Annotated in this window: 19 protein-coding genes; 15 read left to right on the forward strand and 4 right to left on the reverse strand. The window is 41.3% G+C overall.

The genetic code is table 11. The features are described 5' to 3' along the window. The first annotated feature begins 19 nt into the window (after positions 1-19). Together JIG41_RS12630 and JIG41_RS12635 are read left to right on the forward strand one after the other, a co-directional pair. Complete coding sequence (locus tag JIG41_RS12630; protein ID WP_199524855.1) at positions 20-1,930, forward strand: ABC transporter ATP-binding protein; 1,911 nt, start codon at positions 20-22, stop codon at positions 1,928-1,930. Between the two features lie 11 nt (positions 1,931-1,941). Further along, positions 1,942-3,684, forward strand: a complete 1,743-nt coding sequence (locus tag JIG41_RS12635) for a DUF3466 family protein (RefSeq protein ID WP_199524856.1) — start codon at positions 1,942-1,944, stop codon at positions 3,682-3,684. A gap of 93 nt (positions 3,685-3,777) precedes the next feature. Here the strand turns inward: JIG41_RS12635 and JIG41_RS12640 are convergent, their stop codons facing one another. Beyond that, complete coding sequence (locus tag JIG41_RS12640) at positions 3,778-4,284, reverse strand: DUF2062 domain-containing protein (protein ID WP_065979876.1); 507 nt, start codon at positions 4,282-4,284, stop codon at positions 3,778-3,780. 96 nt (positions 4,285-4,380) lie between these two features. Between JIG41_RS12640 and JIG41_RS12645 the strand changes: the two genes are divergently transcribed. The 7 genes from JIG41_RS12645 to tcdA all read left to right on the forward strand — a co-directional run bounded on the left by JIG41_RS12645 (position 4,381) and on the right by tcdA (position 11,723). Beyond that, positions 4,381-6,528 carry a DNA internalization-related competence protein ComEC/Rec2 gene (locus tag JIG41_RS12645; RefSeq protein ID WP_199524857.1) on the forward strand — a complete coding sequence of 716 codons (2,148 nt, stop codon included), beginning with the start codon at positions 4,381-4,383 and terminating at the stop codon, positions 6,526-6,528. Between the two features lie 65 nt (positions 6,529-6,593). Continuing rightward, positions 6,594-8,336: a lipid A export permease/ATP-binding protein MsbA gene (gene msbA / locus JIG41_RS12650; RefSeq protein WP_065979878.1), complete on the forward strand. Its 1,743-nt coding sequence runs from the start codon at positions 6,594-6,596 to the stop codon at positions 8,334-8,336. Next, on the forward strand, positions 8,336-9,316 hold the full coding sequence (gene lpxK, locus JIG41_RS12655) for a tetraacyldisaccharide 4'-kinase (RefSeq protein ID WP_199524858.1): 981 nt from the start codon (positions 8,336-8,338) through the stop codon (positions 9,314-9,316). The genes msbA and lpxK overlap by 1 nt, the downstream gene beginning before the upstream one ends. Continuing rightward, complete coding sequence (locus JIG41_RS12660; protein WP_036968654.1) at positions 9,306-9,503, forward strand: Trm112 family protein; 198 nt, start codon at positions 9,306-9,308, stop codon at positions 9,501-9,503. The genes lpxK and JIG41_RS12660 overlap by 11 nt, the downstream gene beginning before the upstream one ends. Next, the gene (kdsB, locus tag JIG41_RS12665) at positions 9,491-10,258 is read left to right on the forward strand and encodes a 3-deoxy-manno-octulosonate cytidylyltransferase (RefSeq protein WP_182396312.1); all 768 of its coding nucleotides are present in this window, start codon (positions 9,491-9,493) and stop codon (positions 10,256-10,258) included. Before JIG41_RS12660 ends, kdsB begins: the two co-directional genes overlap by 13 nt. Next, on the forward strand, positions 10,251-10,925 hold the full coding sequence (locus JIG41_RS12670) for a TIGR01621 family pseudouridine synthase (protein WP_065979880.1): 675 nt from the start codon (positions 10,251-10,253) through the stop codon (positions 10,923-10,925). Before kdsB ends, JIG41_RS12670 begins: the two co-directional genes overlap by 8 nt. Further along, positions 10,926-11,723 carry a tRNA cyclic N6-threonylcarbamoyladenosine(37) synthase TcdA gene (tcdA, locus tag JIG41_RS12675; RefSeq protein ID WP_199524859.1) on the forward strand — a complete coding sequence of 266 codons (798 nt, stop codon included), beginning with the start codon at positions 10,926-10,928 and terminating at the stop codon, positions 11,721-11,723. Positions 11,724-11,729: 6 nt separating this feature from the next. Here tcdA and JIG41_RS12680 read toward each other — a convergent pair whose 3' ends face one another. From JIG41_RS12680 to JIG41_RS12690, 3 genes are all read right to left on the reverse strand, one after another. Then, positions 11,730-12,143, reverse strand: coding sequence for a SufE family protein (locus JIG41_RS12680; protein WP_074988256.1), 414 nt, complete (start codon positions 12,141-12,143; stop codon positions 11,730-11,732). Between the two features lie 13 nt (positions 12,144-12,156). Then, complete coding sequence (locus JIG41_RS12685; RefSeq protein ID WP_199524860.1) at positions 12,157-13,371, reverse strand: aminotransferase class V-fold PLP-dependent enzyme; 1,215 nt, start codon at positions 13,369-13,371, stop codon at positions 12,157-12,159. Positions 13,372-13,482: 111 nt separating this feature from the next. Further along, the gene (locus JIG41_RS12690; protein WP_036968634.1) at positions 13,483-14,769 is read right to left on the reverse strand and encodes a citrate synthase; all 1,287 of its coding nucleotides are present in this window, start codon (positions 14,767-14,769) and stop codon (positions 13,483-13,485) included. 409 nt (positions 14,770-15,178) lie between these two features. Between JIG41_RS12690 and sdhC the strand changes: the two genes are divergently transcribed. The 6 genes from sdhC (at position 15,179) to odhB (ending at position 22,817) form a co-directional block, all read left to right on the forward strand. Further along, entirely contained in the window at positions 15,179-15,556 is a 378-nt protein-coding gene (gene sdhC / locus JIG41_RS12695) for a succinate dehydrogenase, cytochrome b556 subunit (RefSeq protein ID WP_065979883.1), read from the forward strand. After that, entirely contained in the window at positions 15,547-15,894 is a 348-nt protein-coding gene (gene sdhD / locus JIG41_RS12700; protein ID WP_036968629.1) for a succinate dehydrogenase, hydrophobic membrane anchor protein, read from the forward strand. The genes sdhC and sdhD overlap by 10 nt, the downstream gene beginning before the upstream one ends. Next, a complete protein-coding gene (sdhA, locus tag JIG41_RS12705) occupies positions 15,895-17,667 on the forward strand; it encodes a succinate dehydrogenase flavoprotein subunit (protein WP_074988254.1) in 1,773 nt (590 codons plus the stop codon). A gap of 10 nt (positions 17,668-17,677) precedes the next feature. Further along, a complete protein-coding gene (locus JIG41_RS12710; protein WP_065979885.1) occupies positions 17,678-18,394 on the forward strand; it encodes a succinate dehydrogenase iron-sulfur subunit in 717 nt (238 codons plus the stop codon). An 85-nt stretch (positions 18,395-18,479) separates the two neighbouring features. Beyond that, entirely contained in the window at positions 18,480-21,299 is a 2,820-nt protein-coding gene (locus JIG41_RS12715; RefSeq protein ID WP_065979886.1) for a 2-oxoglutarate dehydrogenase E1 component, read from the forward strand. 3 nt (positions 21,300-21,302) lie between these two features. Next, a complete protein-coding gene (gene odhB / locus JIG41_RS12720) occupies positions 21,303-22,817 on the forward strand; it encodes a 2-oxoglutarate dehydrogenase complex dihydrolipoyllysine-residue succinyltransferase (protein WP_036968619.1) in 1,515 nt (504 codons plus the stop codon). Positions 22,818-22,905 lie beyond the last annotated feature (88 nt).

The raw sequence follows: 22,905 nt of genomic DNA on the forward strand, positions 1-22,905 counted from the left end.
AATAAGAGTAGTAGTCACGATGGATTTAATCAGAATTGCCAAAGCACAACTTGCTTACGGTACACATCCTTTACTTGATGATGCTGATGCGGTTATTGAGTCAGGTGAACGAGTGTGTATTGTAGGGCGCAATGGTGCCGGTAAATCAACGTTATTAAAAGTGTTAGATGGGCAAGTTACCCTAGATGATGGTGAGATAAACCAGTTAGGTGGTATCCGCATTTCTCGTTTAGAGCAAGATCCACCAAAAGGTGCTCAAGGTACTGTATTTGACTACGTAGCCCAGGGCATGCCAGATATAGCTCAGCTATTAATTGATTATCATCAGGTCAGTAATCAAATGCAAACCGACTGCAATGACAAGTTGCTGAATAAACTTGAACGTTTATCAAATCAACTTGAAACAGTGGATGGATGGCGGTTTGATACGCGTATTCAACTGGTTTTGTCACGTTTAGAGCTCGAACCTGAAGCTAAATTAGAGTCATTATCTGGCGGGTGGCTTCGTAAAGTTGCCTTAGCACGAGCCTTAGTAAGCGAACCCGATTTGTTATTGCTTGACGAGCCAACCAACCACTTGGATATGAACAGTGTTATTTGGCTTGAGCAATTTTTAAAAGAGTTTAAAGGCGGCATTGTTTTCATTTCTCATGACCGTGCCTTTATACGTGCTGTTGCAACGCGGATTCTTGATTTAGACCGCGGTAAACTTGTCTCTTATCCTGGGGATTATGCCACCTACTTAGAGCAAAAAGCACATGATTTAAAAGTAGAAGAAGCACAGAATGCCCTTTTTGATAAACGTTTAGCAGAAGAAGAAACGTGGATCCGTCAAGGGATCAAAGCCCGAAGAACACGTAATGAAGGACGTGTGCGTGCGCTAAAAGCGCTTCGTAAAGAACGTCAACAACGTGTTGAGCAAGTGGGTAAAACAGACTTCAATATCGAAACGTCAGAGCGCTCTGGTAAGTTAGTCTTTGAAGCGAAGCATATTGCCCACGCTTTTAAAGATAAAGTGATTGCAAAAGACTTCTCTACTCTGGTTATGCGTGGTGATCGTATTGGTCTTGTCGGTCCTAACGGTATCGGTAAAACAACATTATTAAAAATTCTTTTTGGTGATTTACAACCGGATGCAGGTACCGTTAAGCAAGGTGTAAACCTTGAATTTGCTTATTTTGACCAATATCGCGAGAAATTGGATGAAGAAGCCACAGTGCAAGATAACGTAGCAGAGGGTAAACAAGAAGTGATGATGGGCGGTCGTTCACGTCATGTGTTGGGTTATTTGCAAGATTTCTTATTTCCGCCAGCTCGTGCACGCACGCCTGTTAAAGCACTGTCAGGTGGTGAGAAAAACCGTTTATTACTCGCGAAATTATTTTTAAAGCCTTCGAATATTTTGGTTCTGGATGAACCGACCAATGATTTAGATATTGAAACACTTGAGCTATTGGAAGATATTATTAACCAATACCAAGGAACGGTTTTGATTGTAAGTCACGACCGTGAGTTCATTGATAATACATGTAACTCCGTGTGGGCCTTCGAGGGTGATGGTAAAATAAGTGATATTGTGGGTGGTTACAGCGATTATGAAGCCTACACCGCATATTTAGCCGAACAGCAAAAACAAAAGCAGCAACAAGTGAAACCAGAGAAGTCTGCTGGTGTGAGCAATGATAAAACGCAAAAGAAGAGCAATAAACTCTCTTACAAATTAAAACTTGAATTAGAAGAATTACCCAGTAAAGTGGAACAACTTGAAAAAGCGCTCGATGCTCAGCAACTTGTGGTTAGTGATCCGGACTTTTTTAAGCAAGATGCAGCAATTACAACAGAAGCATTGAACCATTTAGCCCAGTTAGAGTCTGAGCTTGAAGCCGCATTTGAGCGCTGGGAAGAACTCGAAGATTTAAAGAATCAGTAGTAAGGATTAAAATGAAATATAAACTACTCGCTGCCAGTATTTTAGCCACCTTAAGTACCTCAGCGATGAGCGCGACCTATAAGCTAACAGAGCTTGGTGGTTTAGATGGCGCAAAACTGAATTATGTAACAGACGTTAGCGAAAATGGTCATGTTATTGGTTTAAGTAATGGTGTTTACAGATTACCAATTGATATTTCTTATATTGATTTTGATGACAATGCTATTAAGTCTGCTTACGAAAGCGAAAAAGACAGATTTGAACTAATTGATAAAGAAATTACGTTTACACTTGATGACATTGAAAATAATGATGCCGTAAATACCAATGCCGATGCGCATTCGTTTATGCTCCGTTTTTTATCGAGTGATAGCCGTTCTGTGGATTCCGAGTATCAAAAATTAGCGAGTGCAATTGCCACTGTCTATAGCGCTGAGGGGGCTGCAGAGCAAGTTATTTTTGATGAACAGTCATTAGATTATGATGGTTTAACACGTTCAACATCTAACTATTTAAGTGCGGTTGCTGAAGACGGTGTTATGGCGGGTTGGGGCAGTGCCCCATACGAGAAAACATCTTTTACACAAGCTGATGAAGACGAAGCGGAGACACATTTCTTACGTGATTTTATTAGACGGGGAGTGGTGATTTCAGCTGATGGGGTAAAAGTGCCTCTTACGCCTGAGTTTGATGAATTTGGCGGTTTTAGTGCTGCTTATGATATTGTTAAAACAGAGCTTGGTTACGAAGTTGTTGGTACTGTGTCGACAGACATTGCAGAAGATCGCCAAGAAAATATCGACGACAGATGTGATGGTGAAGACGAGCCTGTTTCAGATTGTGTTGAGAGTATTGAACGAAATAACAATAATGGAATATACAATAAACGTGCCGTTAAATGGACATTAGACAATAATTTCAACATCACGAATACTGAAATTTTCGGTTTAGGTTTAACCCCTAAAGACGATGAAAAGTTCGCTTTTAAAAGTGGCGCTTATGCGATTAACAAAAATGGGTTAATTGCGGGTATGTCTGATGTGCGATACAAAGACACAGATCGACGCACCACGATGCCTGTTATATTCGAAAACGGAGAAGTCAAAGAATTTATCAATCAGGACGATGATTGGCAATTAGGCCAAGTGCTGTCGATGAATGACAATGACATTATTGTTGGCTATGCTTCAAAGCGCATTGAGGGTAGAACAACAACAAAGTTTTATTATTATGACAAGCAAAATGACACTGTTGTATTCCCAAGCGACTATTTTGCAAGCTCAAACTCAATTGCTAATGATGTAAATGATAATGGTATTATTGTCGGTGAAGGTGAAACCGATATTTTTAATTCGTCTTCACGCCGCCGTGAAGGTTTTATGTACACCATTGGCGAAGATAAAATTGTTAACTTAAATGATTTATTACCGTGTTATGAAGCGGATGGTGAAACACGTTTTGGTTACAAGGTAGCTGAAGCGAAATCAATCAACAACAATAACGAAATTTTCGGTGTTGCGACTAAAACGGTTGAGAAAACAGATTCGTTTGGTAATGTAGTGCGTGATGTTGATGGCAACATTGAACACGAAAGTGTTACGGTAGCTGTAAAACTAACACCTATTAGTGGCAGTGTAGAGGAATGCCCGGCGGAAGAAGTTGAGCAATATGAACGCCAATCTGCAAGCTTTCCGTGGTTTGCGTTTTTACTGTTGCCATTTGCTGCAGTGCGCCGCGTGTTCAGTAAGAAATAATAAACTACGCGATAATTAACAAAAAAAACCCAGCTTAAAGCTGGGTTTTTTGTCTATACTGAAAGGTATGTTTTTTAGTATTTTGTTGTTGCTTTATTTATGACGGTGTAGCCACGCTTTTCGCACTGAGCGCTTCCAAAGCATATCAATCGCAAAATAGCCTACAAGTGATGCCGCTGAAGCACAAATTAATGAGCCGACTAAAAAAGCGGGTCCAATCGTAGTGAGGCTATCTATAAACCATTGCCAACTTGGCTCAAAATGGAAATGTTGAGTTGGTTGAGCAAGGGCTATAGTCCCAACAATGTATGAACAATAAAAGATAGGAGGCATTGTCAACGGGTTAGTGATCCACACTGTTGCAACAGAAATAGGCAAGTTAACACGTAATGGAATTGCCAAGGCGGCAGCTAAAACCATTTGAAAAGGAACAGGGATGAAAGCAAAAAACAAACCTACCGCAAAAGCACCCCGAGCGGAGCGTCTATTTAAGTGCCATAAGTTGGCGTCATGTAATAAACGACCAAAAATTCTTAAATATTTATGATCTCTTACCTTGTTATGATCGGGTAAAAACCGTTGGATCGTTTTTTTAGCCATCTAAAGCAACCATTTACATCTATTTGGTTATGCAGTGGCTTTGTGTTGGGGTGTTTTATAACCGTTTACACACTGAACACTGCGGCGTTCTATATAATGAGTTTTGCTGTCATTTTAGCGAGTCTCTATTTTAAGCCTTTTTTGTCGGTATTGTCAGGGTTTATTTGTGGTATTTTTATCGTAATCTTTCATTATCTTATTTTTTACTCAGCCAGTTTATGCCAAATAGAAATAGACAAACCCATTGACGCTCATTTACAGATTATTTCAATTCACTCTTTTGCATCGCCTTATTATGCCAAAGTACGCTTGATTAATGTTCAAGGCTGCTCGCTGCCTCGGTTTATAGCCCCTTTAGCGATGCTAAGTATTACGACTGAAAAGCAACTAGATGTGGGAAGCTTGTTAACAAGCCAAGTTAAATTAAAAGCATTTCGAACTGTTAAAAACTTTGACAGCTTTAATCGTGAGCGCTTTGCGTTCACAGAGCGAATTATTTATAAGGGCAGAACAGTTGGCAAAACACATCATTTAAGCAGTACAAGTAGCGCTGCGATCAGGTCACACTACCAATCTTATATCAGTGATATTACCGCGGGTACGAAACTACAATGGATGTACTATGCCTTATTAACAGGGGACAGAAGTAAAATTTCGTCAGTCGATAAAACTCATTTGCGCGAACTGGGGCTCAGTCATTTACTTGCGATATCGGGACTACATATTGGCCTGATATTTACGCTCGGTTTTTATACCAGCAAATGGGTGTTTATGTGTACTCAGGTTGCTATTAAACAAAGCATGCAACTTAGTAAACTTTTTGTGGTGTTTGGTTTCTGTTGTGCATTTTTGTATGTTTACTTAAGCGATTTTGTTGTATCTGCAACCCGAGCGTTGGTGATGTTGGGTTGTTACTTAATAATTTACCTTTTAGCTAAAAACCCCCTGCAGTGGCGAAGTATCTTATTTGCTTTATCAGTGGTGTTGGTCATGAATCCATTTTCACTACTCAATCCTGGTTTTTATTTTAGTTTTACTGCTGTTGCCATTATTTTTTTAGTGATTAACCAGCCTCTAACTATAAAAAACGGTTTAATAAAGCACAGTGTTCAGCTGTTTATGATCCAAGGAGCGCTTTTTGTGGGGCTTTTACCTTTGTCGTTATATTTTTTCGACGGAGTCAGTGTCATTGGCCTTTTAGTTAATTTGATAGCTGTGCCATTGATTAGTTTAGTGGTTATGCCGCTCTTAGTAATGTATTCGCTGTTGTCTTTGATTGTTGATACAAGTTACGTTTTTAAGCTGTTCGATGGTGTATTTTACAGCTCCTTTGAGTTTATTATTTCAACGCCTCATGATTGGCGTTGGGTTGATGTGAGGATTAATGGTTTTAAATCATTGTTGTACTTGTATTGTACCTTGTTAATTGGGCTGTTTAGCCCATGTAAACGCTTTAGTATAATCCCGAGCTTTATTTTTATTATTGACTGGTTGCTGACACCAAAACCTTTATTTCAATTAGATTTATTTGACGTAGGACATGGTCTAATGGCGATGGTAAGCACCAATAATAAAGCCATTGTGTATGATTTAGGTCCGCAATACTTTGCGCGCTATGATTATGTAAATTCAGTACTCGTTGCAAATATTCGACAACAAAACTTAGAGGTTGTGGCGACTATTATAAGTCATCAAGATAATGATCACGCGGGAGGACTGACGAGTTGGAAACAAGCAGGTTACACTGCTACGTTTGAAAAGTTTCATCCCAGTGGAATCAAACTGCCATGTTTGTCTCAGCATTTTAAATTTGAAAACCTCAATATCACTTCGCTTACAGCCGACTCGAATCATGATAATAATAATGACCGCTCCTGTATTTTAAAAATAAGCAATCCCCAGCATAGCGTGTTATTGACTGGCGATATTTCTAAATTCATTGAACAGCAGTTAGTGAGTCAGGAAGTTGATTTAAATGCGACCATTCTTATCAGTCCCCATCATGGTAGCAATACATCTTCAAGTGGCCTATTTATCGATGCTGTAAATCCTGAGATTGTACTTCATTCATCTGCCTACCAAGGACAATGGTCGTTTCCTCATTCTGATGTCGTTAAGCGATACAATGACCGTGACATACCACAATACACCACAGCTGAGTATGGACACATAAGAATAGAATTTTACCCTCAGTCATACCGTTTAGAATTCGCCCGTGAGCAGGAAAGTTACTGGTTTGAATAAGATTGGCGTTTTGTTTTTACTGTCATAAGGCTACAATAGTCGAAGTCTATGAATAAGAGAGTGTTATGGATCAAACTACAACCCAAATCTATAAGCGATTAGTGAGTTATGTCGGTGATTACAAATTAATCGCGTTTTTTGCAATCGTGGGCATGATTGGTTATTCAGCAATGGACGCCTTGTTTATCAACTTAATGAAACCTTTCATTGATGAAGGGTTAAATGCCCGTAATTCGAAGGTGTTAACATATGCTCCATTTGTCGTTGTTGCACTGGTATTGGGACGTGGGATGTTCAACTACATGTCATCGTATTGTTTGAGTTATGTTGGCTCACAAGTCGTGCGTACATTACGCCAACAGTTATTTGAACATATTTTACATTTACCCGTTTCTTTTCATGATAAAAATTCGAATGGTGACTTAATATCAAAGATCACATTTGATACAGAACAAGTACAGCAAGCGATTACCAAAGCATTATTAATTGTGGTGAGAGAGGGCGCCTTTGTTGTTTTTTTATTGTTTAATATGTTTTATACCAGCTGGAAATTATCACTTATTTTCTTAGTGATTATTCCTCTCGTTGCAGTGATTGTTGCGTTTGTATCTAAACGTTTTCGAATGATTTCAAAAAAAATTCAATCAGCAATGGGTCAAGTTACCCGTACTTCAGAGCAAATGTTGTCAGGCCATAAAGTGATCCATGGTTTTGGTGGACAACAACAAGAAATCGCTCAGTTTTCTGCAATTAACAACCACAACCGCCAGCAACGCATTAAAATGGATGCGACGAAAGCTTTAAGCGTGTCGATTATACAAATATTAGCAGCCAGTGCGATGGCGGTTATTTTATGGGTTGTATCGATGCCGTCGATGATTGACACGATAAGCTCAGGTGATTTTGTGTTATTAATTTCATCTATGATGATGTTGTTAAGACCCTTAAAGCAACTTTCTAATGTGAACAGCGACCTTCAGCGAGGTATTTCGGCTGCACAAAGTATATTTTTAGTGCTTGATGAAGAAATCGAAAAAGACACAGGTACATATACAGTAGATAAGGTAACAGGCCGCATTGAAATTAAAAACGTGACATTCTGTTACCCTACTAAAGAAGAGCCTGTTCTTAAAAACTTAACACTCAGCATTGATGCCGGTGAAAGTATTGCATTGGTCGGGCGCTCAGGCTCGGGTAAATCTACAATCTCTAATTTATTACCTCGTTATTATGAATTAGAAGGTGAAAGCGAAATATTACTCGACGGTGTGTCACTTGCCGATTACAAGCTAACGGATCTTCGTAAACAGTTTGCATTGGTCTCTCAGCAAGTCGTGTTGTTTAGCGACACGATAGCGAACAATATTTGTTATGGGTTAGACAGAAGTTTGACTGAAGATGAATTAATTGCTGTTGCCAAGCAGGCCCATGTTTGGGAGTTTGTAAAAGACTTACCTGAGGGTTTAAATACCCTGGTAGGAGAAAATGGTGTGATGTTATCGGGTGGTCAACGTCAGCGTATTGCCATTGCGCGAGCCATCTTAAAAGATGCACCTATTTTGATTCTTGATGAAGCAACTTCAGCGCTTGATACCGAGTCAGAGAAACTGATCCAACAGGCACTTGATACTTTAATGAAAGAGAAGACATCAATCGTGATTGCGCATCGTTTATCAACGATTGAAAACAGTGATTGTATTTATGTTATCGATAATGGCCAAGTAATCGAAAAGGGCACTCATAACGAGCTGCTAGAAAAAAACGGTACTTACTCTGCGCTTTGTAAGATGCAATTTGGTGAACAATAGTGAGTATGATTGAACAAAGCTGGTACAAACAGCCCCGCTTTTTAACGGTGCTGCTTTTACCTTTGAGCTGTATCTTTTGGCTAATTTCAACCTTACGAGTTAGTCTCTATAAGCTCAAAATACTCAAGGCGTTTAAGGCCAATGTTCCTATCATTGTCGTTGGCAATATTAGCGTAGGTGGTAATGGTAAAACCCCCTTTGTTATTTGGCTCGCTGAGTACTTACAACAGCAGGGTTTAAAGGTCGCGGTAATCAGTCGTGGATATGGCGGTAAGTCTTCGAGTTATCCGCTGTTAGTCACACAAAAAACAACCCCAAGTGAAGCGGGTGATGAACCTGTACTTATTCAACGTCGGCTAGGATGCGTGGTGATGGTAGGACCCAATCGCCAAGCGAGTATTGAAAAGCTGCAACAAGAACACGCTATTGATATCATCATTTCAGATGATGGAATGCAGCATTATAAAATGGCGCGTGATATTGAGTGTTGTATTGTCGACAGTGAACGCCAGTTTGGCAATGGATTTTTGATGCCTGCAGGCCCGCTAAGAGAAACTAAAGCGCGTTTAAAGTCAGTTGATCTTGTGGTAGAGAATGGTGGGGCGACAAACTACCGCTATGACTTAGTACCCAGCCAATTTAGATCGGTTGCATTTTTTGAACGCGTATCAGATACGCTAAATACCGGGCACGCTATCAGTGCAATTGGTAATCCTTTACGCTTTGAGTTAAGCCTTAAGCAACAAGGCATAGACCTGCTTTCGACACACCATTTTCGAGACCATTATAACTATCAACCGACTGATTTTTCGGGCTTTGAAAATGATGCCGTGTTCATGACTGAAAAAGACGCAGTAAAGTGCTTTAGTTTTGCTAAACCTAATTGGTATTATCTACCTGTTGATGCAAGGCCGACTGCCGCTGTTATTGAAAAATTACATTCATTATTAAAACAAAAAGGGATCCTTCATGGCCTTTGATACAAAATTACTTGAAATAATTGCTTGCCCAGTATGTAAAGGTAAGTTGCGCTTAGATAAAGAAAATCAAGAGCTTATAAGTACTGCTGCAAAATTAGCTTACCCAATAAAAGATGATATCCCTGTGCTTCTTGAAAACGAAGCGCGTGAATTAAGTCAAGAAGAGGTTGATAAGTGGAATTCGTAGTTGTCATTCCTGCACGCTATGCTTCTAGCCGTTTACCGGGTAAACCCTTAGCTGATATATGTGGTAAACCCATGATCCAGCATGTTTACAACAAAGCGGCTGCATCAGGTGCAAGTGCTGTGTATGTTGCCACCGATCATCAAGCGGTGTTTGATGTTGTGAAGGGCTTTACAGATAACGTATTAATGACACGTGAAGATCATCAATCGGGCACAGAACGACTTGCCGAAGTGGTTGAAAAGCTAAACCTTGCCAGTGACACGATTGTCGTCAATGTACAAGGTGATGAGCCATTATTGGCCAGTGAAAACGTCAGTCAGGTGGCAAAGTTACTGGCTGAATCTGATGCACCGATGGCAACGCTCAGTGCTAAAATAACTGACTCTGATGATATATTTAACCCGAATTGTGTCAAAGTTGTCAGTGATACTGAGCAAAACGCACTGTATTTTTCGCGGGCGCCTATTCCTTATCATCGCGATGCAATGATGAACGACGATAACAGCACGCTAAATCTGGCTGATTATGCGCGTCATATTGGTATCTATGCGTATCGTGCTGGCTTCATTCAGCAGTATATTGCATTGCCTGAATCGCGTTTAGAACAACTTGAGTCACTTGAACAGTTACGTGTTTTATACCACGGTTACAGCATTAAAATTGCAGGAGCTGTGTGTGAACCTCAAGCCGGTGTTGATACACCCGACGATCTCACACGTGTAATAGCCGCTTTGAGCAACGAGTGCGATGACTGATGTGCACGCTGTTCATCTTCATGCTAGTGAAGATGACTTTTTTGTTTTTTACAAACCTGCGGGCGTTAGCTTTCACAGCGAAGACTGTGCAGGGTTTGTTGTACTTGCAGAGCAACGAGTGAATGAAAAGCTGTTTCCTGTTCACCGGCTAGACAAAGTAACGTCTGGGTTAATTATTTTAGCCAGAAACAAGCAGGCAGCAGCAGAATTTACATCGCTTTTCACTGCGCACCAAGTGAATAAATTTTACCTTGCTGTGAGTGATGAAAAACCTAAAAAAAAGCAAGGCTGGATCAAAGGCGATATGCAAAAAAGTCGCCGTGGTGCGTTTAAGTTGCTAAAAAGCCAAGAAAACCCAGCTATCACGCGCTTTTATTCAAAAAGTATTCGCCCCGGCCTGCGCGCATACTTATTAAAACCTTTTTCTGGCAAGACGCATCAATTAAGAGTGGCAATGAAAAGTATTGGTGCGCCTATATTGGGTGACGTTACTTATGCTGGTACGCCAGATGAGCGTACTAATTTGCATGCATATGCCCTGCAATTTATGTATCAAGGTCAACTAAAAGAATATCGCTGTGCGCATACGACAGGCGCATATCTCAATGAAGTTTTTAACGCAGACGAATTCAAAGAGTGGCTGACTCCTTGGACGTTGGATTGGTAAATGAAAGAAACAACACAAGACATTCGCTTTGGTGGTATCAAGCGCTTATATGGCCATCAACAATTTGATTGGTTACAGCAAGCACATTTTTGTGTCATAGGTATTGGTGGCGTCGGAAGCTGGGCTGCTGAAGCATTAGCACGCACCGGGGTAGGTCAATTGACGTTGATTGACTTAGATGATATTTGCGCAACGAATGTTAATCGTCAAATACATGCTTTAACTGGCACGATAGGTGACGCTAAAGTAGACGCGATGAAAGCGCGTTGTGAATTAATTAATCCAGATATTAAAGTCAATTTCATTGATGACTTTATTACCCTAGATAACATTCGTGAGCACATTCAGGGCTTTGATTATGTAATTGATTGTATTGACGCAGTAAAAGAAAAAGCGGCACTGATAGCCCATTGTAAGCGAGTCAAGTTACCTGTTATTACAACCGGTGGTGCTGGGGGGCAAACGGATCCTAGCCAAATTAGTTTTGGTGATGTTGCTAAAACAACCCATGACCCATTGCTTGCAAAAGTCCGTTATATTCTCAGAAAACAGTACAACTTTAGTAGCAACCCTAAGCGAAAATTTAATGTTGATTGTGTTTATTCAACCGAACAATTAGTGTATCCAACGTCCGACGGTGAAGTGTGTCAAGCAAAACAAGGCGCAGATGGCTCGATGAACATGGATTGTAACAACGGTTTTGGCTCAGCAACCATGGTAACGGGTAGCTTTGGCTTTTTTGTTGCAGCCAAAGCAATTAGAAAATACCTGGATAAAAAACAGCGAAGTTTAAAATAGCGCTTTTTAGCGCTTTTCCTGAGCCATAGTTTGAATTTTATCAACCATGGCTTTTATGCCGTTGCCGCGTGATGGGCTTAAATGGCTAATTAGACCAAGTCGTTCAAATTCGTTATAGGCATTAATTTGAGTTGCTTGCTCGGGTGTTAGACCATTGTATAAGGCCAAAATTAAGGCCAGTAACCCTTTAACAATACGTGTATCAGAATCACCCGCAAGCACTAGGCTGTTTTCGGAGTGGTCAAAATCAATATAAAGCCATACCTTACTTTCACAGCCTTTTACAAGCGCATCATCAACTTTTAAAACATCGGGCATGACCGGTAGCTTTTTACCTAACAGCATAATTTGACGATATTTTTGTTGCCAGCCATTTGCATTCTCGATGTCTTGAGTCACGGTGTGAAAAGGTGAATTCATAATATATCCAACATTAATCTAATAGTTCTATACAGTGCTTGAGTGCTTTAATAAACGCATCAACATCGTCAAGTGAATTATACAGTGCGAAGCTCGCTCTTACAGTGCCAGGAATGCCTAATTTGCTCATAATTGGTTGGGTACAGTGATGGCCACTACGAACAGCTATGCCGTAACCATCCAGTAGCGTTGCTAAATCAAATGGATGCTCATCACGATAATTAAAACTGATATTGCCAATGTTATTTTCTTTATGCGAATAAATAGTAATCCCCGCAATGGTTGATAATTGTTTTATCGCATAATTGAAAATTGTATGCTCATGTTGACGCATTCCATTGAAATCAAGTGCTGTTAAATAAGCGATTGCTTCGGCAAAGGCGATTACGCCTGCAATGTGTGGCGTACCCGCTTCAAATTTGCCTGGCGCATCACGAAATGTACTGTGTGTTAAGCTTACAGTCTCAATCATTTCGCCACCTGTTTGATAGACATCAAGCGTATTTAAGCGTGAGTAACGACCATAAAGCCCCCCCAATCCTGTTGGGCCCAGCATTTTATGTGCAGAGAAAACATAAAAATCACAATCGAGTTTATTTAAATCGGGTCTTAAATGCATCGCCGCCTGTGCGCCATCAATAACAGAAGTCGCATTAACTTCTTTGCAAGCAGTGATAATTGGCCCTAAGTCAGTGATATTTCCTAATGTATTCGAAGCATGGGTTACAGCAACAACGCTCGGTTTATGCTCGCGAATAAATGCAGCACATTCATTACTATCCAGGACTAAATCAGCTGTAATGGGCAAAATAATGAGCTCTGCATTTACTTTTTTTGCAAGTTCTTGCCACGGAACGATATTAGCGTGATGCTCAATCGCTGATATCGCTATTTTATCGCCTGATTTTAGGTGTGAAGTTAGGCCGTTTGCAATTAAGTTTAGTGATTCGGTTGCCCCTTTAGTCCAAACAATTTCGGTACGCTGTACATTTAAATACTCTGCGATTGCTGTTCGTGTATCTTCATAGCGACGTGTCGCATGCTCACTGAGAAAATGACGACCGCGATGAACATTGGCATTTTCAGCACTGTAATAGCTTTCTAATGCTTTGATAACTGATAGAGGCTTTTGCGAGGTAGCTGCTGAGTCTAAATACACTAATGGGTATTCATTTACTGTCTGTGTGAGTAAAGGAAAGTCGGCGCGTATAGTTTCGAAATCAAACATGGATAAGCCTAAACAACAAGAATGCGACGATTTTAATTACTTTGCACAAATAGACAAGTGGTGGGCAATAAAAAAGGCCGCTTAGCGGCCTTTTTTAAACACGAAATCGTATTAACGCTTGTCTGTTGGTACGTAATCGCGTGATGTTTCACCAGTGTATAACTGACGTGGGCGGCTGATCTTGTGGCCAGGTTGAGATAGCATCTCATCCCAGTGAGAGATCCAACCAACAGTACGAGACATAGCAAAGATTACTGTGAACATGCTAGTCGGGATACCGATTGCTTTTAAGATGATACCAGAGTAGAAATCTACGTTAGGGTATAGTTTCTTCTCTACGAAGTACGGGTCTTCAAGCGCGATTTGTTCAAGTTTCATTGCGATATCAAGCAATGGATCTTGAATGTTTAGCTCTGCTAATACTTCATGACATGTTTGACGCATTACCGTCGCACGTGGGTCGAAGTTTTTGTAAACACGGTGACCAAAGCCCATAAGACGGAATGGGTCTGACTTGTCTTTCGCTTTAGCAACGTATTCGTCGATACGGTCAACAGAACCGATTTCTTCTAACATGTTAAGACATGCTTCGTTAGCACCGCCGTGTGCAGGACCCCACAGTGATGCGATACCAGCAGCGATACATGCGTAAGGGTTTGCACCAGATGAACCCGCTAAACGAACCGTAGACGTTGACGCATTTTGCTCGTGGTCAGCGTGAAGCATGAAGATTTTGTCCATTGCTTTAGCTAAAACTGGGCTCACTTTGTATTCTTCAGCAGGCACTGAGAACATCATGTGTAAGAAGTTTTCAGCAAAGCTTAAATCGTTGCGTGGGTAAACAAACGGTTGACCAACGTTATATTTGTAAGCCATTGCTGCGATTGTCGGTAACTTAGCTACTAACTTAATCGCGCTCGTTTTACGCTGTGTTGCATCAGTGATGTCTAAATCTTCATGGTAGAAAGAAGAAAGTGCACCTACTACACCACATAGCATTGCCATCGGGTGAGCATCAAAGCGGAAACCTTGGAAGAAGTTTGCAATTTTAGTATCAAGCATTGTGTTGTGCGTGATTTCTTGTGCAAACGCATCGTATTGTTCTTTAGTCGGTAACTCACCATTAAGTAACAAATAGCAAAGCTCGATGTAGTTTGATTCATCAGCTAATTGTTCAATTGGGTAACCACGGTGTAAAAGAACACCTTTACCGCCATCGATGTAAGTGATTGAAGATTCACATGAACCCGTTGACATGAAACCTGGGTCGTAAGTGAAATAACCATGAGAACCTAACGTACGTACGTCGATTACGTCTTGGCCAGCAGTGCCTTGGTAAATTGGAAGTTCGATTGGATCAAGACCATCAATATGGACCGTGGCTTTCTTATCCGCCATCTATTTATCTCCTATTAAGATAACAACTCTGATTGTTATGTTCTGAATCTGTTTAAGCACATTCTTTTCATTTTAACGTGAAAGAGGGGTGTAAAGTCAATTTTTATAAATAGTATGCATAAAAGGATAATAAATATTCTGTCAGGATTAAATATTATACCATTGGCTAATTCGCAAACGTCTCTTACTAAACAAGAATTGTAAAAAGACCATTGGCTATATATACTATCCAAGGTTTTATACCGTATTGTCTGTAGGTAAACTTTATTTTTACATTTGAGTTTTGCACCAGTGTGAACTTTTTGTGTATTAACACGGTTTACTTAGATAGTTCCATCGAAATTCATTTTGATGGGTTTTAGAAAAACAAGTAGATGAGCCCCTAAGTGGGCAAGATGGGCAAGTAACTGTGAAAAAGCAAAGACCTGTAAATCTAGATCTAACAACTATATCTATGCCGGCTACGGCTAAAGCATCAATTCTTCACCGCGTCACCGGTGTTGCATTATTTTTTGCTTTAACGTTTGTCATTTGGGCGTGGTCTGAGTCTCTTTCTTCTCCTGAAGGTTTTGAATTCGTCAAGGGTCTGTTCAGCGGATTCATTGCCAAATTCATAGCGTGGGGTACCATTTCTGTATTGGCGTATCACCTAATTGGTGGTATCCGTCATATCATTATGGATATGGGTCACTGGGAAGAACTTGAATCAGGTAACTTCAGCGCTAAAGTTGCAATGGCTTTAGGCGTTGTTGCTGCAATTCTAGCAGGAGTGTGGATATGGTTTTAAATCAAGCAACTCTTAAACGTGATGGTGTACAAGATTACGTATCACTTCGTACAACCGCTTTAATTATCAGCGCTTACGCGATTTTTATTGTTGGCTATTTTTTATGTACACCCGAAGTCACTTTTGAAGCCTGGCAAGGCCTATTTTCAAACCTAGCAATGAAAGGGTTTACACTAATTACCCTTGTTTGCATCATGGTTCACACCCGTATTGGCCTTTGGCAAGTATTAACTGACTATGTTAAATGCGCTAAATTACGTGCTGTTTTAGGCTTTGTATTAAACCTTATGGCCGTTGCTTACGTAGCAATAGGTCTAATCGTTTTATGGGGTGTTTAAGTGAATTATTCTGTTCGTGAATTTGACGCTGTAGTGATTGGTGCCGGTGGTGCAGGTATGCGCGCAGCACTTGCAATCACTGAGTCAGGCAAAACCTGTGCACTTATCTCAAAAGTTTTCCCTACACGTTCTCACACTGTGTCTGCACAGGGTGGTATTACGGTGGCTTTGGGTAACTCACATGAAGATAACTGGGAATGGCACATGTACGATACGGTTAAAGGTTCCGATTTCATCGGTGACCAAGACGCTATCGAATATATGTGTAAAACAGGCCCAGAAGCTATTACTGAATTAGAAAACATGGGCTTACCATTTTCTCGTTTTGAAAATGGCCGTGTTTATCAACGTCCTTTCGGCGGTCAGTCGAAAAACTTTGGTGGTGAACAAGCTGCACGTACTGCAGCCGCAGCTGACCGTACTGGTCACGCATTATTGCATTGTCTTTACCAACAAAACGTTAAAAACAAAACAAATGTATTCTCTGAGTGGTATGCATTAGACCTTGTTAAAAACAGCGACGGTCACGTTGTTGGTTGTACAGCAATCGACATCGAGTCAGGTGAAGTTGTTTATTTCAAATCTAAAGCGGTTGTTTTAGCAACAGGTGGTGCAGGTCGTATCTTTGCATCAACAACTAACGCGCACATCAATACAGGTGACGGCGTTGGTATGGCAACACGCGCGGGTGTTGCAATGCAAGATATGGAAATGTGGCAGTTCCACCCAACCGGTATTGCTGGTGCGGGTGTACTTGTGACGGAAGGTTGTCGTGGTGAAGGTGGTTACCTTCTAAACAAAGACGGCGAACGTTTCATGGAGCGTTATGCACCTAATGCGAAAGACTTAGCATCGCGTGACGTTGTTGCTCGTTCAATGATGACAGAGATTCGTGAAGGCCGTGGTTGCGATGGTCCTTATGGTCCACATATCAAGCTTAAGCTTGACCACTTAGGTGAAGAAACTCTAAACCTTCGTCTTCCAGGTGTTTGTGACCTTGCGAAAACATTCGCACACGTTGACCCTGCTAAAGAGCCAATTCCAGTTATCCCAACATGTCACTATATGATGGGTGGTGTTCCAACTAACGTAAATGGTCAAGCATTACAAATTGATGCAAATGGCCAAGAAAAAGTTGTTGAAGGCTTATTCGCTGTTGGTGAAATTGCGTGTGTATCTGTACACGGCGCTAACCGTCTTGGCGGTAACTCACTACTTGACTTAGTTGTATTCGGCCGAGCTGCTGGTAACTTCTTAGGCAAATACCTAAACGGTGTTGAAGCGGGTAAAGATGCGTCTGATTCAGACCTTGAAGCATCGCTTGCACGCTTTAATCGTTGGGAAAGCTCTAAAGCTGGCCAAGGTGAAGACCCTGTTCAAATCAAGAAAGATCTACAAATGTGTATGCAACTTAACTTCTCGGTATTCCGTGAAGGTGATGCAATGGCAACAGGTCTTAAAGAGCTTAAAGAAATCCGTGAACGTCTTCAGTATGCGCGTCTTGATGACAAATCAACTGAATTCAACACAGCACGTATTGAATGTTTAGAGCTTGATAATTTGATGGAAACAGCTTACTCAACTGCAGTAGCTGCAAACTTCCGTACAGAAAGCCGTGGTGCTCACTCTCGTTTCGACTACCCAGATCGTGATGACGAAAACTGGCTATGTCACTCAATTTTCAATCCTGTAACGGATGAAATGAGCAAACGTGAAGTAAACTACGCGCCGAAACTGCGTGAAGCTTTCCCACCTAAAGCACGTACATACTAGGAGCGAGACGATGGCACAAGTACAATTTTCCGTTTATCGTTACAATCCAGATATTGATAACGCACCACGTATGCAAGACTTCTCGCTAGAAACGCAAGAAGGTCAAGATATGATGGTGTTGGATGCGCTTATGAAATTAAAAGAGCAAGATCCAACGTTATCATTCCGTCGTTCATGCCGTGAAGGTGTGTGTGGTTCAGACGGTATCAACATGAATGGTAAAAATGGTTTGGCATGTATCACGCCTTTATCAACGCTACTTAAAGGTGGCAAAGGTAAAATCGTAATTCGTCCATTACCTGGTTTACCTGTGGTACGTGACCTTGTTATTGACATGAGTCAGTTCTACACTCAATACGAAAAAGTAAAACCTTATCTTATCAACGACACGCCAGCGGCGGGTGAGCGTCTTCAGTCAATCGAAGAACGCGATAAGCTTGATGGTTTATATGAGTGTATTTTATGTGCATGTTGTTCAACATCGTGTCCTTCGTTCTGGTGGAATCCAGACAAGTTCATCGGTCCAGCAGGCCTTCTTCACGCATATCGTTTCTTGGCTGATAGCCGCGATACAGCGACAGAAGAGCGTCTTGCTGACCTTGACGATGCGTTCAGCGTGTTCCGTTGTCACAGTATCATGAACTGTGTTAGCGTGTGTCCAAAAGGTCTTAATCCGACCAAAGCAATTGGACAAATCAAGTCAATGCTTTTAAATCGTTCGGTTTAAAATATTGAATATGTAAGGTGGTTAATTTATTAACCACCTTGTTTTTACAACAATTAATTTCTGCGCTAAAGAAAAGGGCTTATAAATGCACGAAGGTGTGATGAAGGCATGGCTAGAATCTTCTCACTTAAACGGCGGTAACGTTGCTTACGTAGAAGAGCTTTATGAAGCGTACTTAGATGATGCGACTTCTGTGCCAGAAGAATGGCGAGAAGTGTTCGAACAATTACCAAAAGTTGATGGTGTGGATGTTGACGTAAAACATTCTGAAGTTCGTGCACAATTTGCGGAGCTTGCTAAAAACAAGCATAGAGAAGTGGTGGTAGCAGAGGGTGGCTCTGGTGATCCTAAACAGGTCAAAGTGCTACAACTTATAAATGCTTTCCGTTTCCGTGGTCACCAAAATGCCAACCTAGATCCATTAGGTATCTGGCAACGCGAACGTGTTCGCGATCTTGAATTAGAGTACCACGATTTATCTGAAGCTGATTTTGACCGTGAATTCAATGTGGGTTCGTTTGCAGTCGGTCGCGAAACCATGCCTTTAGGTGAGTTATATCAAGCACTTAAAACCACGTACTGTGGTTCTGTTGGTGCTGAGTATATGCATATCACATCGACTGAAGAAAAGCGTTGGTTACAACAGCGTTTGGAATCAGTGCAATCACGCCCAACTTTTTCTAAAGAAGAAAAGCTGCGCATCCTTAAAGGGTTAACAGCAGCGGATGGTCTTGAAAAATATTTAGGGGCTAAGTTCCCTGGTGCAAAACGTTTCTCACTTGAAGGTGGTGATGCGTTAGTACCAATGCTTAAAGAACTGATTCATCGTGCAGGTGAAAGCGGACAAAAAGAAGCTGTTATTGGTATGGCTCACCGCGGTCGTCTGAACGTACTAGTGAACGTTTTAGGTAAAAACCCATCAGATTTATTTGATGAGTTCGCTGGTAAACATAAAGATACATTAAGCTCAGGTGACGTTAAATATCACATGGGTTATTCATCTGACTTTGCGACTAAGGGTGGCAATGTGCACATGGCACTTGCATTTAACCCGTCTCACCTAGAAATCGTAAACCCGGTAGTGATGGGTTCGGTTCGTGCGCGTCTTGACCGCTTAGGTGATAAGTCAGGTATTAAAGCACTGCCTATTACAATTCATGGTGACTCTGCGATTGCAGGTCAAGGTGTTGTACAAGAAACATTTAACCTATCACAAACTAATGCATTTAGTTGTGGTGGTAGTATCCGTATTGTTGTTAACAACCAAGTTGGTTTTACAACGTCTAAACAGGCTGATGTGCGTTCTACACCATACTGTACAGATATTGCGAAGATGGTTCAGGCACCTATTTTCCACGTTAACTCTGATGATCCAGAAGCCGTTGCATTCGTAACACAAATTGCGCTTGATTTCAGAAATCAGTTTAAACGTGATGTTGTTATTGATTTGGTCTGTTATCGCCGTCATGGTCATAACGAAGCGGATGAGCCTAATGCGACTCAACCACTTATGTACCAAAAAATCAAAAAACACCCTGTTCCTCGTTTAATCTATGCTGATCAGCTTGTGGCTGAAGGTTCATTCACTGAAGACGAAATTAAAGTACTCGCAGATGATTACCGTAATGGCTTAGACCGTGGCTCGTGCGTTGTTGAAGAAATTCAACCTGAAACATCTCATTCATCTGATTGGGCTAAGTTCGTTGGTCACGATTGGGATGTAGAATACGACGCTAAAGTGTCGGTAGAGAAACTTAAAGAACTTGGCGAGAAAGTGGCAAGTTACCCAGAAGGTCATAAAGCACAGTCTCGTGTTAAGAAAATCTACGATGACCGTAAACTAATGGCATCAGGTGAAAAAGCACTTGATTGGGGTATGGCAGAAACACTGGCTTATGCAACACTTGTTGATGCAGGTACTGATATCCGTTTAACGGGTCAAGACTCAGGCCGTGGTACATTCTTCCATCGTCATGCTGTTGTTCATAATCAACAAGATGCATCAACTTACTTACCGTTGCAAAATATCAGCGAAAAGCAAGGTGCATTTGAAGTATACGATTCAGTGTTATCTGAAGAAGCGGTGCTTGCGTTTGAATATGGTTATGCGACTGCAGAACCTACATCATTAGTCATGTGGGAAGCCCAATTTGGTGACTTTGCGAACGGCGCTCAAGTTGTATTTGACCAGTTCTTAAGTTCAGGCGAGCAAAAGTGGGGCCGTTTATGTGGTCTAACGTGTTTGTTACCGCATGGCTATGAAGGTCAAGGTCCTGAGCATAGTTCAGCCCGTTTAGAGCGTTTCTTACAACTGTGTGCTGATCACAACATGCAAGTGTGTGTGCCATCAACACCTGCGCAAGTTTACGCAATGCTACGTCGTCAATCAGTTCGTCCACTGCGTCGTCCTTTGATTGTTATGACACCGAAGTCATTATTACGTCACCCATTAGCAACATCAACACTGGAAGAGTTATCTGAAGGTGTGTTCTATAATATGATTGACGAGATTGATGACATCCCAGCAGAGAAAGTTGAACGCGTTGTTTTCTGTAGCGGTAAAGTTTACTACGAACTACTTCAAGAGCGTCGTAAGCAAGAGCTTAATAATGTTGCAATTGTTCGTGTTGAACAACTTTATCCATTCCCACACGATGAGATGGATGCAATCATGCAGCGTTATCAACACGTTAAAGACTTCGTTTGGTGTCAAGAAGAGCCACAAAACCAAGGTGCTTGGTATTGTTCTCAACACCACTTTGTCGATGCAATTCCACAAGGCGCTAAATTAAAATATGCTGGCCGTAAAGCATCAGCATCGCCAGCATGTGGCTACATGTCAGTGCATACTAAAGAACAACAAGCGCTCGTTGCAGATGCGCTTACTATTGAAAATAAAGGATAAGCAATGAGCACAGAAATTAAAGTTCCTGTACTTCCTGAGTCGGTTGCTGATGCTACCGTAGCAACATGGCACGTAAGTGTTGGCGACAAAGTAAGCCGTGACCAAAACTTAGTTGATATTGAAACAGATAAAGTTGTTTTAGAAGTAGTTGCACCAAACGACGGTGTCATTACTGAAATTTCACAAGAAGAAGGTGCAACCGTACTTGGTGAACAAGTAATTGGTTTACTTGGTGATGCAGATGCTGCACCAGCAAGTGACGATTCTGCTAAAGAATCAGCACCAGCAAAATCAGAAGACGCGCCAGCGGCGCAATCAGCACCAGCATCAGAAGGTAAAGAAGTGGACATTAAAGTACCTGTACTTCCAGAATCAGTCGCAGACGCGACAATAGCTACTTGGCATGTTCAACCAGGTGAAGCGGTAACGCGCGACCAAAACCTAGTTGACATCGAAACTGATAAAGTTGTTCTTGAAGTTGTTGCTCAAGAAGACGGTATCATGGGCGAGCACATCCACGCAGAAGGCGAAACAGTGCTTGGCGAACAAGTGATTGGTACTGTTAAAGCGGGTGCAGCACCTGCTAAAGCAGAATCGAAAAAAGAAGAAGCGGCACCAGCAAGCGATTCAAGCGATAGCTCAGACGTATTAACACCGTCAGTGCGTCGTCTAATCGCTGAAAAGGGCCTTGATGCATCAAAAATCAAGGGCACGGGTAAAAATGGTCGCGTAACGAAAGAAGACGTTGATACATTCTTAAAAGCGCCTGCGGCTGCACCTAAAGCAGAAGCGGCAGCACCTGCTGCACCTATGGGTGACCGTACTCAAAAACGTGTTCCAATGACGCGTTTACGTAAGACTATTGCAAATCGCCTTCTTGAAGCGAAAAACTCAACTGCAATGTTAACAACATTCAACGAAGTAAACATGAAACCTATCATGGACCTTCGTAAGCAGTATCAAGAAGTATTCGAAAAACGTCATGGTATTCGTTTGGGTTTCATGTCTTTCTATGTGAAAGCAGTAACAGAAGCGCTTAAACGTTTCCCTGAAGTGAATGCATCAATCGATGGTGATGATATTGTTTATCACAACTACTTCGATATCAGCATCGCGGTATCAACACCACGTGGCCTAGTTACACCAGTACTTAAAGATTGTGACAAGTTATCAGTTGCAGAAATTGAAAAAGGTATCCGTGAATTAGCGCTTAAAGGTCGTGACGGCAAATTAACACTTGATGATATGACAGGTGGTAACTTCACTATCACTAATGGTGGTGTATTCGGTTCGTTACTTTCTACACCGATTATCAACTTACCTCAGTCATCAATCTTAGGTATGCACAAAATCCAAGATCGTCCAATGGCTGTAAATGGTAAAGTTGAAATCTTACCAATGATGTATTTAGCGTTATCGTACGATCACCGTCAAATTGATGGTAAAGAATCTGTTGGTTTCTTAGTGACAATTAAAGAGTTACTTGAAGATCCAACACGTTTATTACTAGATGTTTAATCTAGTTGTATAAAATGTAAGCTGTGGACTGCGTTCACAGCTTTTTTTTTGCGCCTTTGGTCTAACTGGGGTTTTCATGTTGAGCCTT

The organism is Pseudoalteromonas sp. bablab_jr011, from assembly GCF_016464045.1.
Lineage (GTDB): Bacteria > Pseudomonadota > Gammaproteobacteria > Enterobacterales > Alteromonadaceae > Pseudoalteromonas > Pseudoalteromonas lipolytica.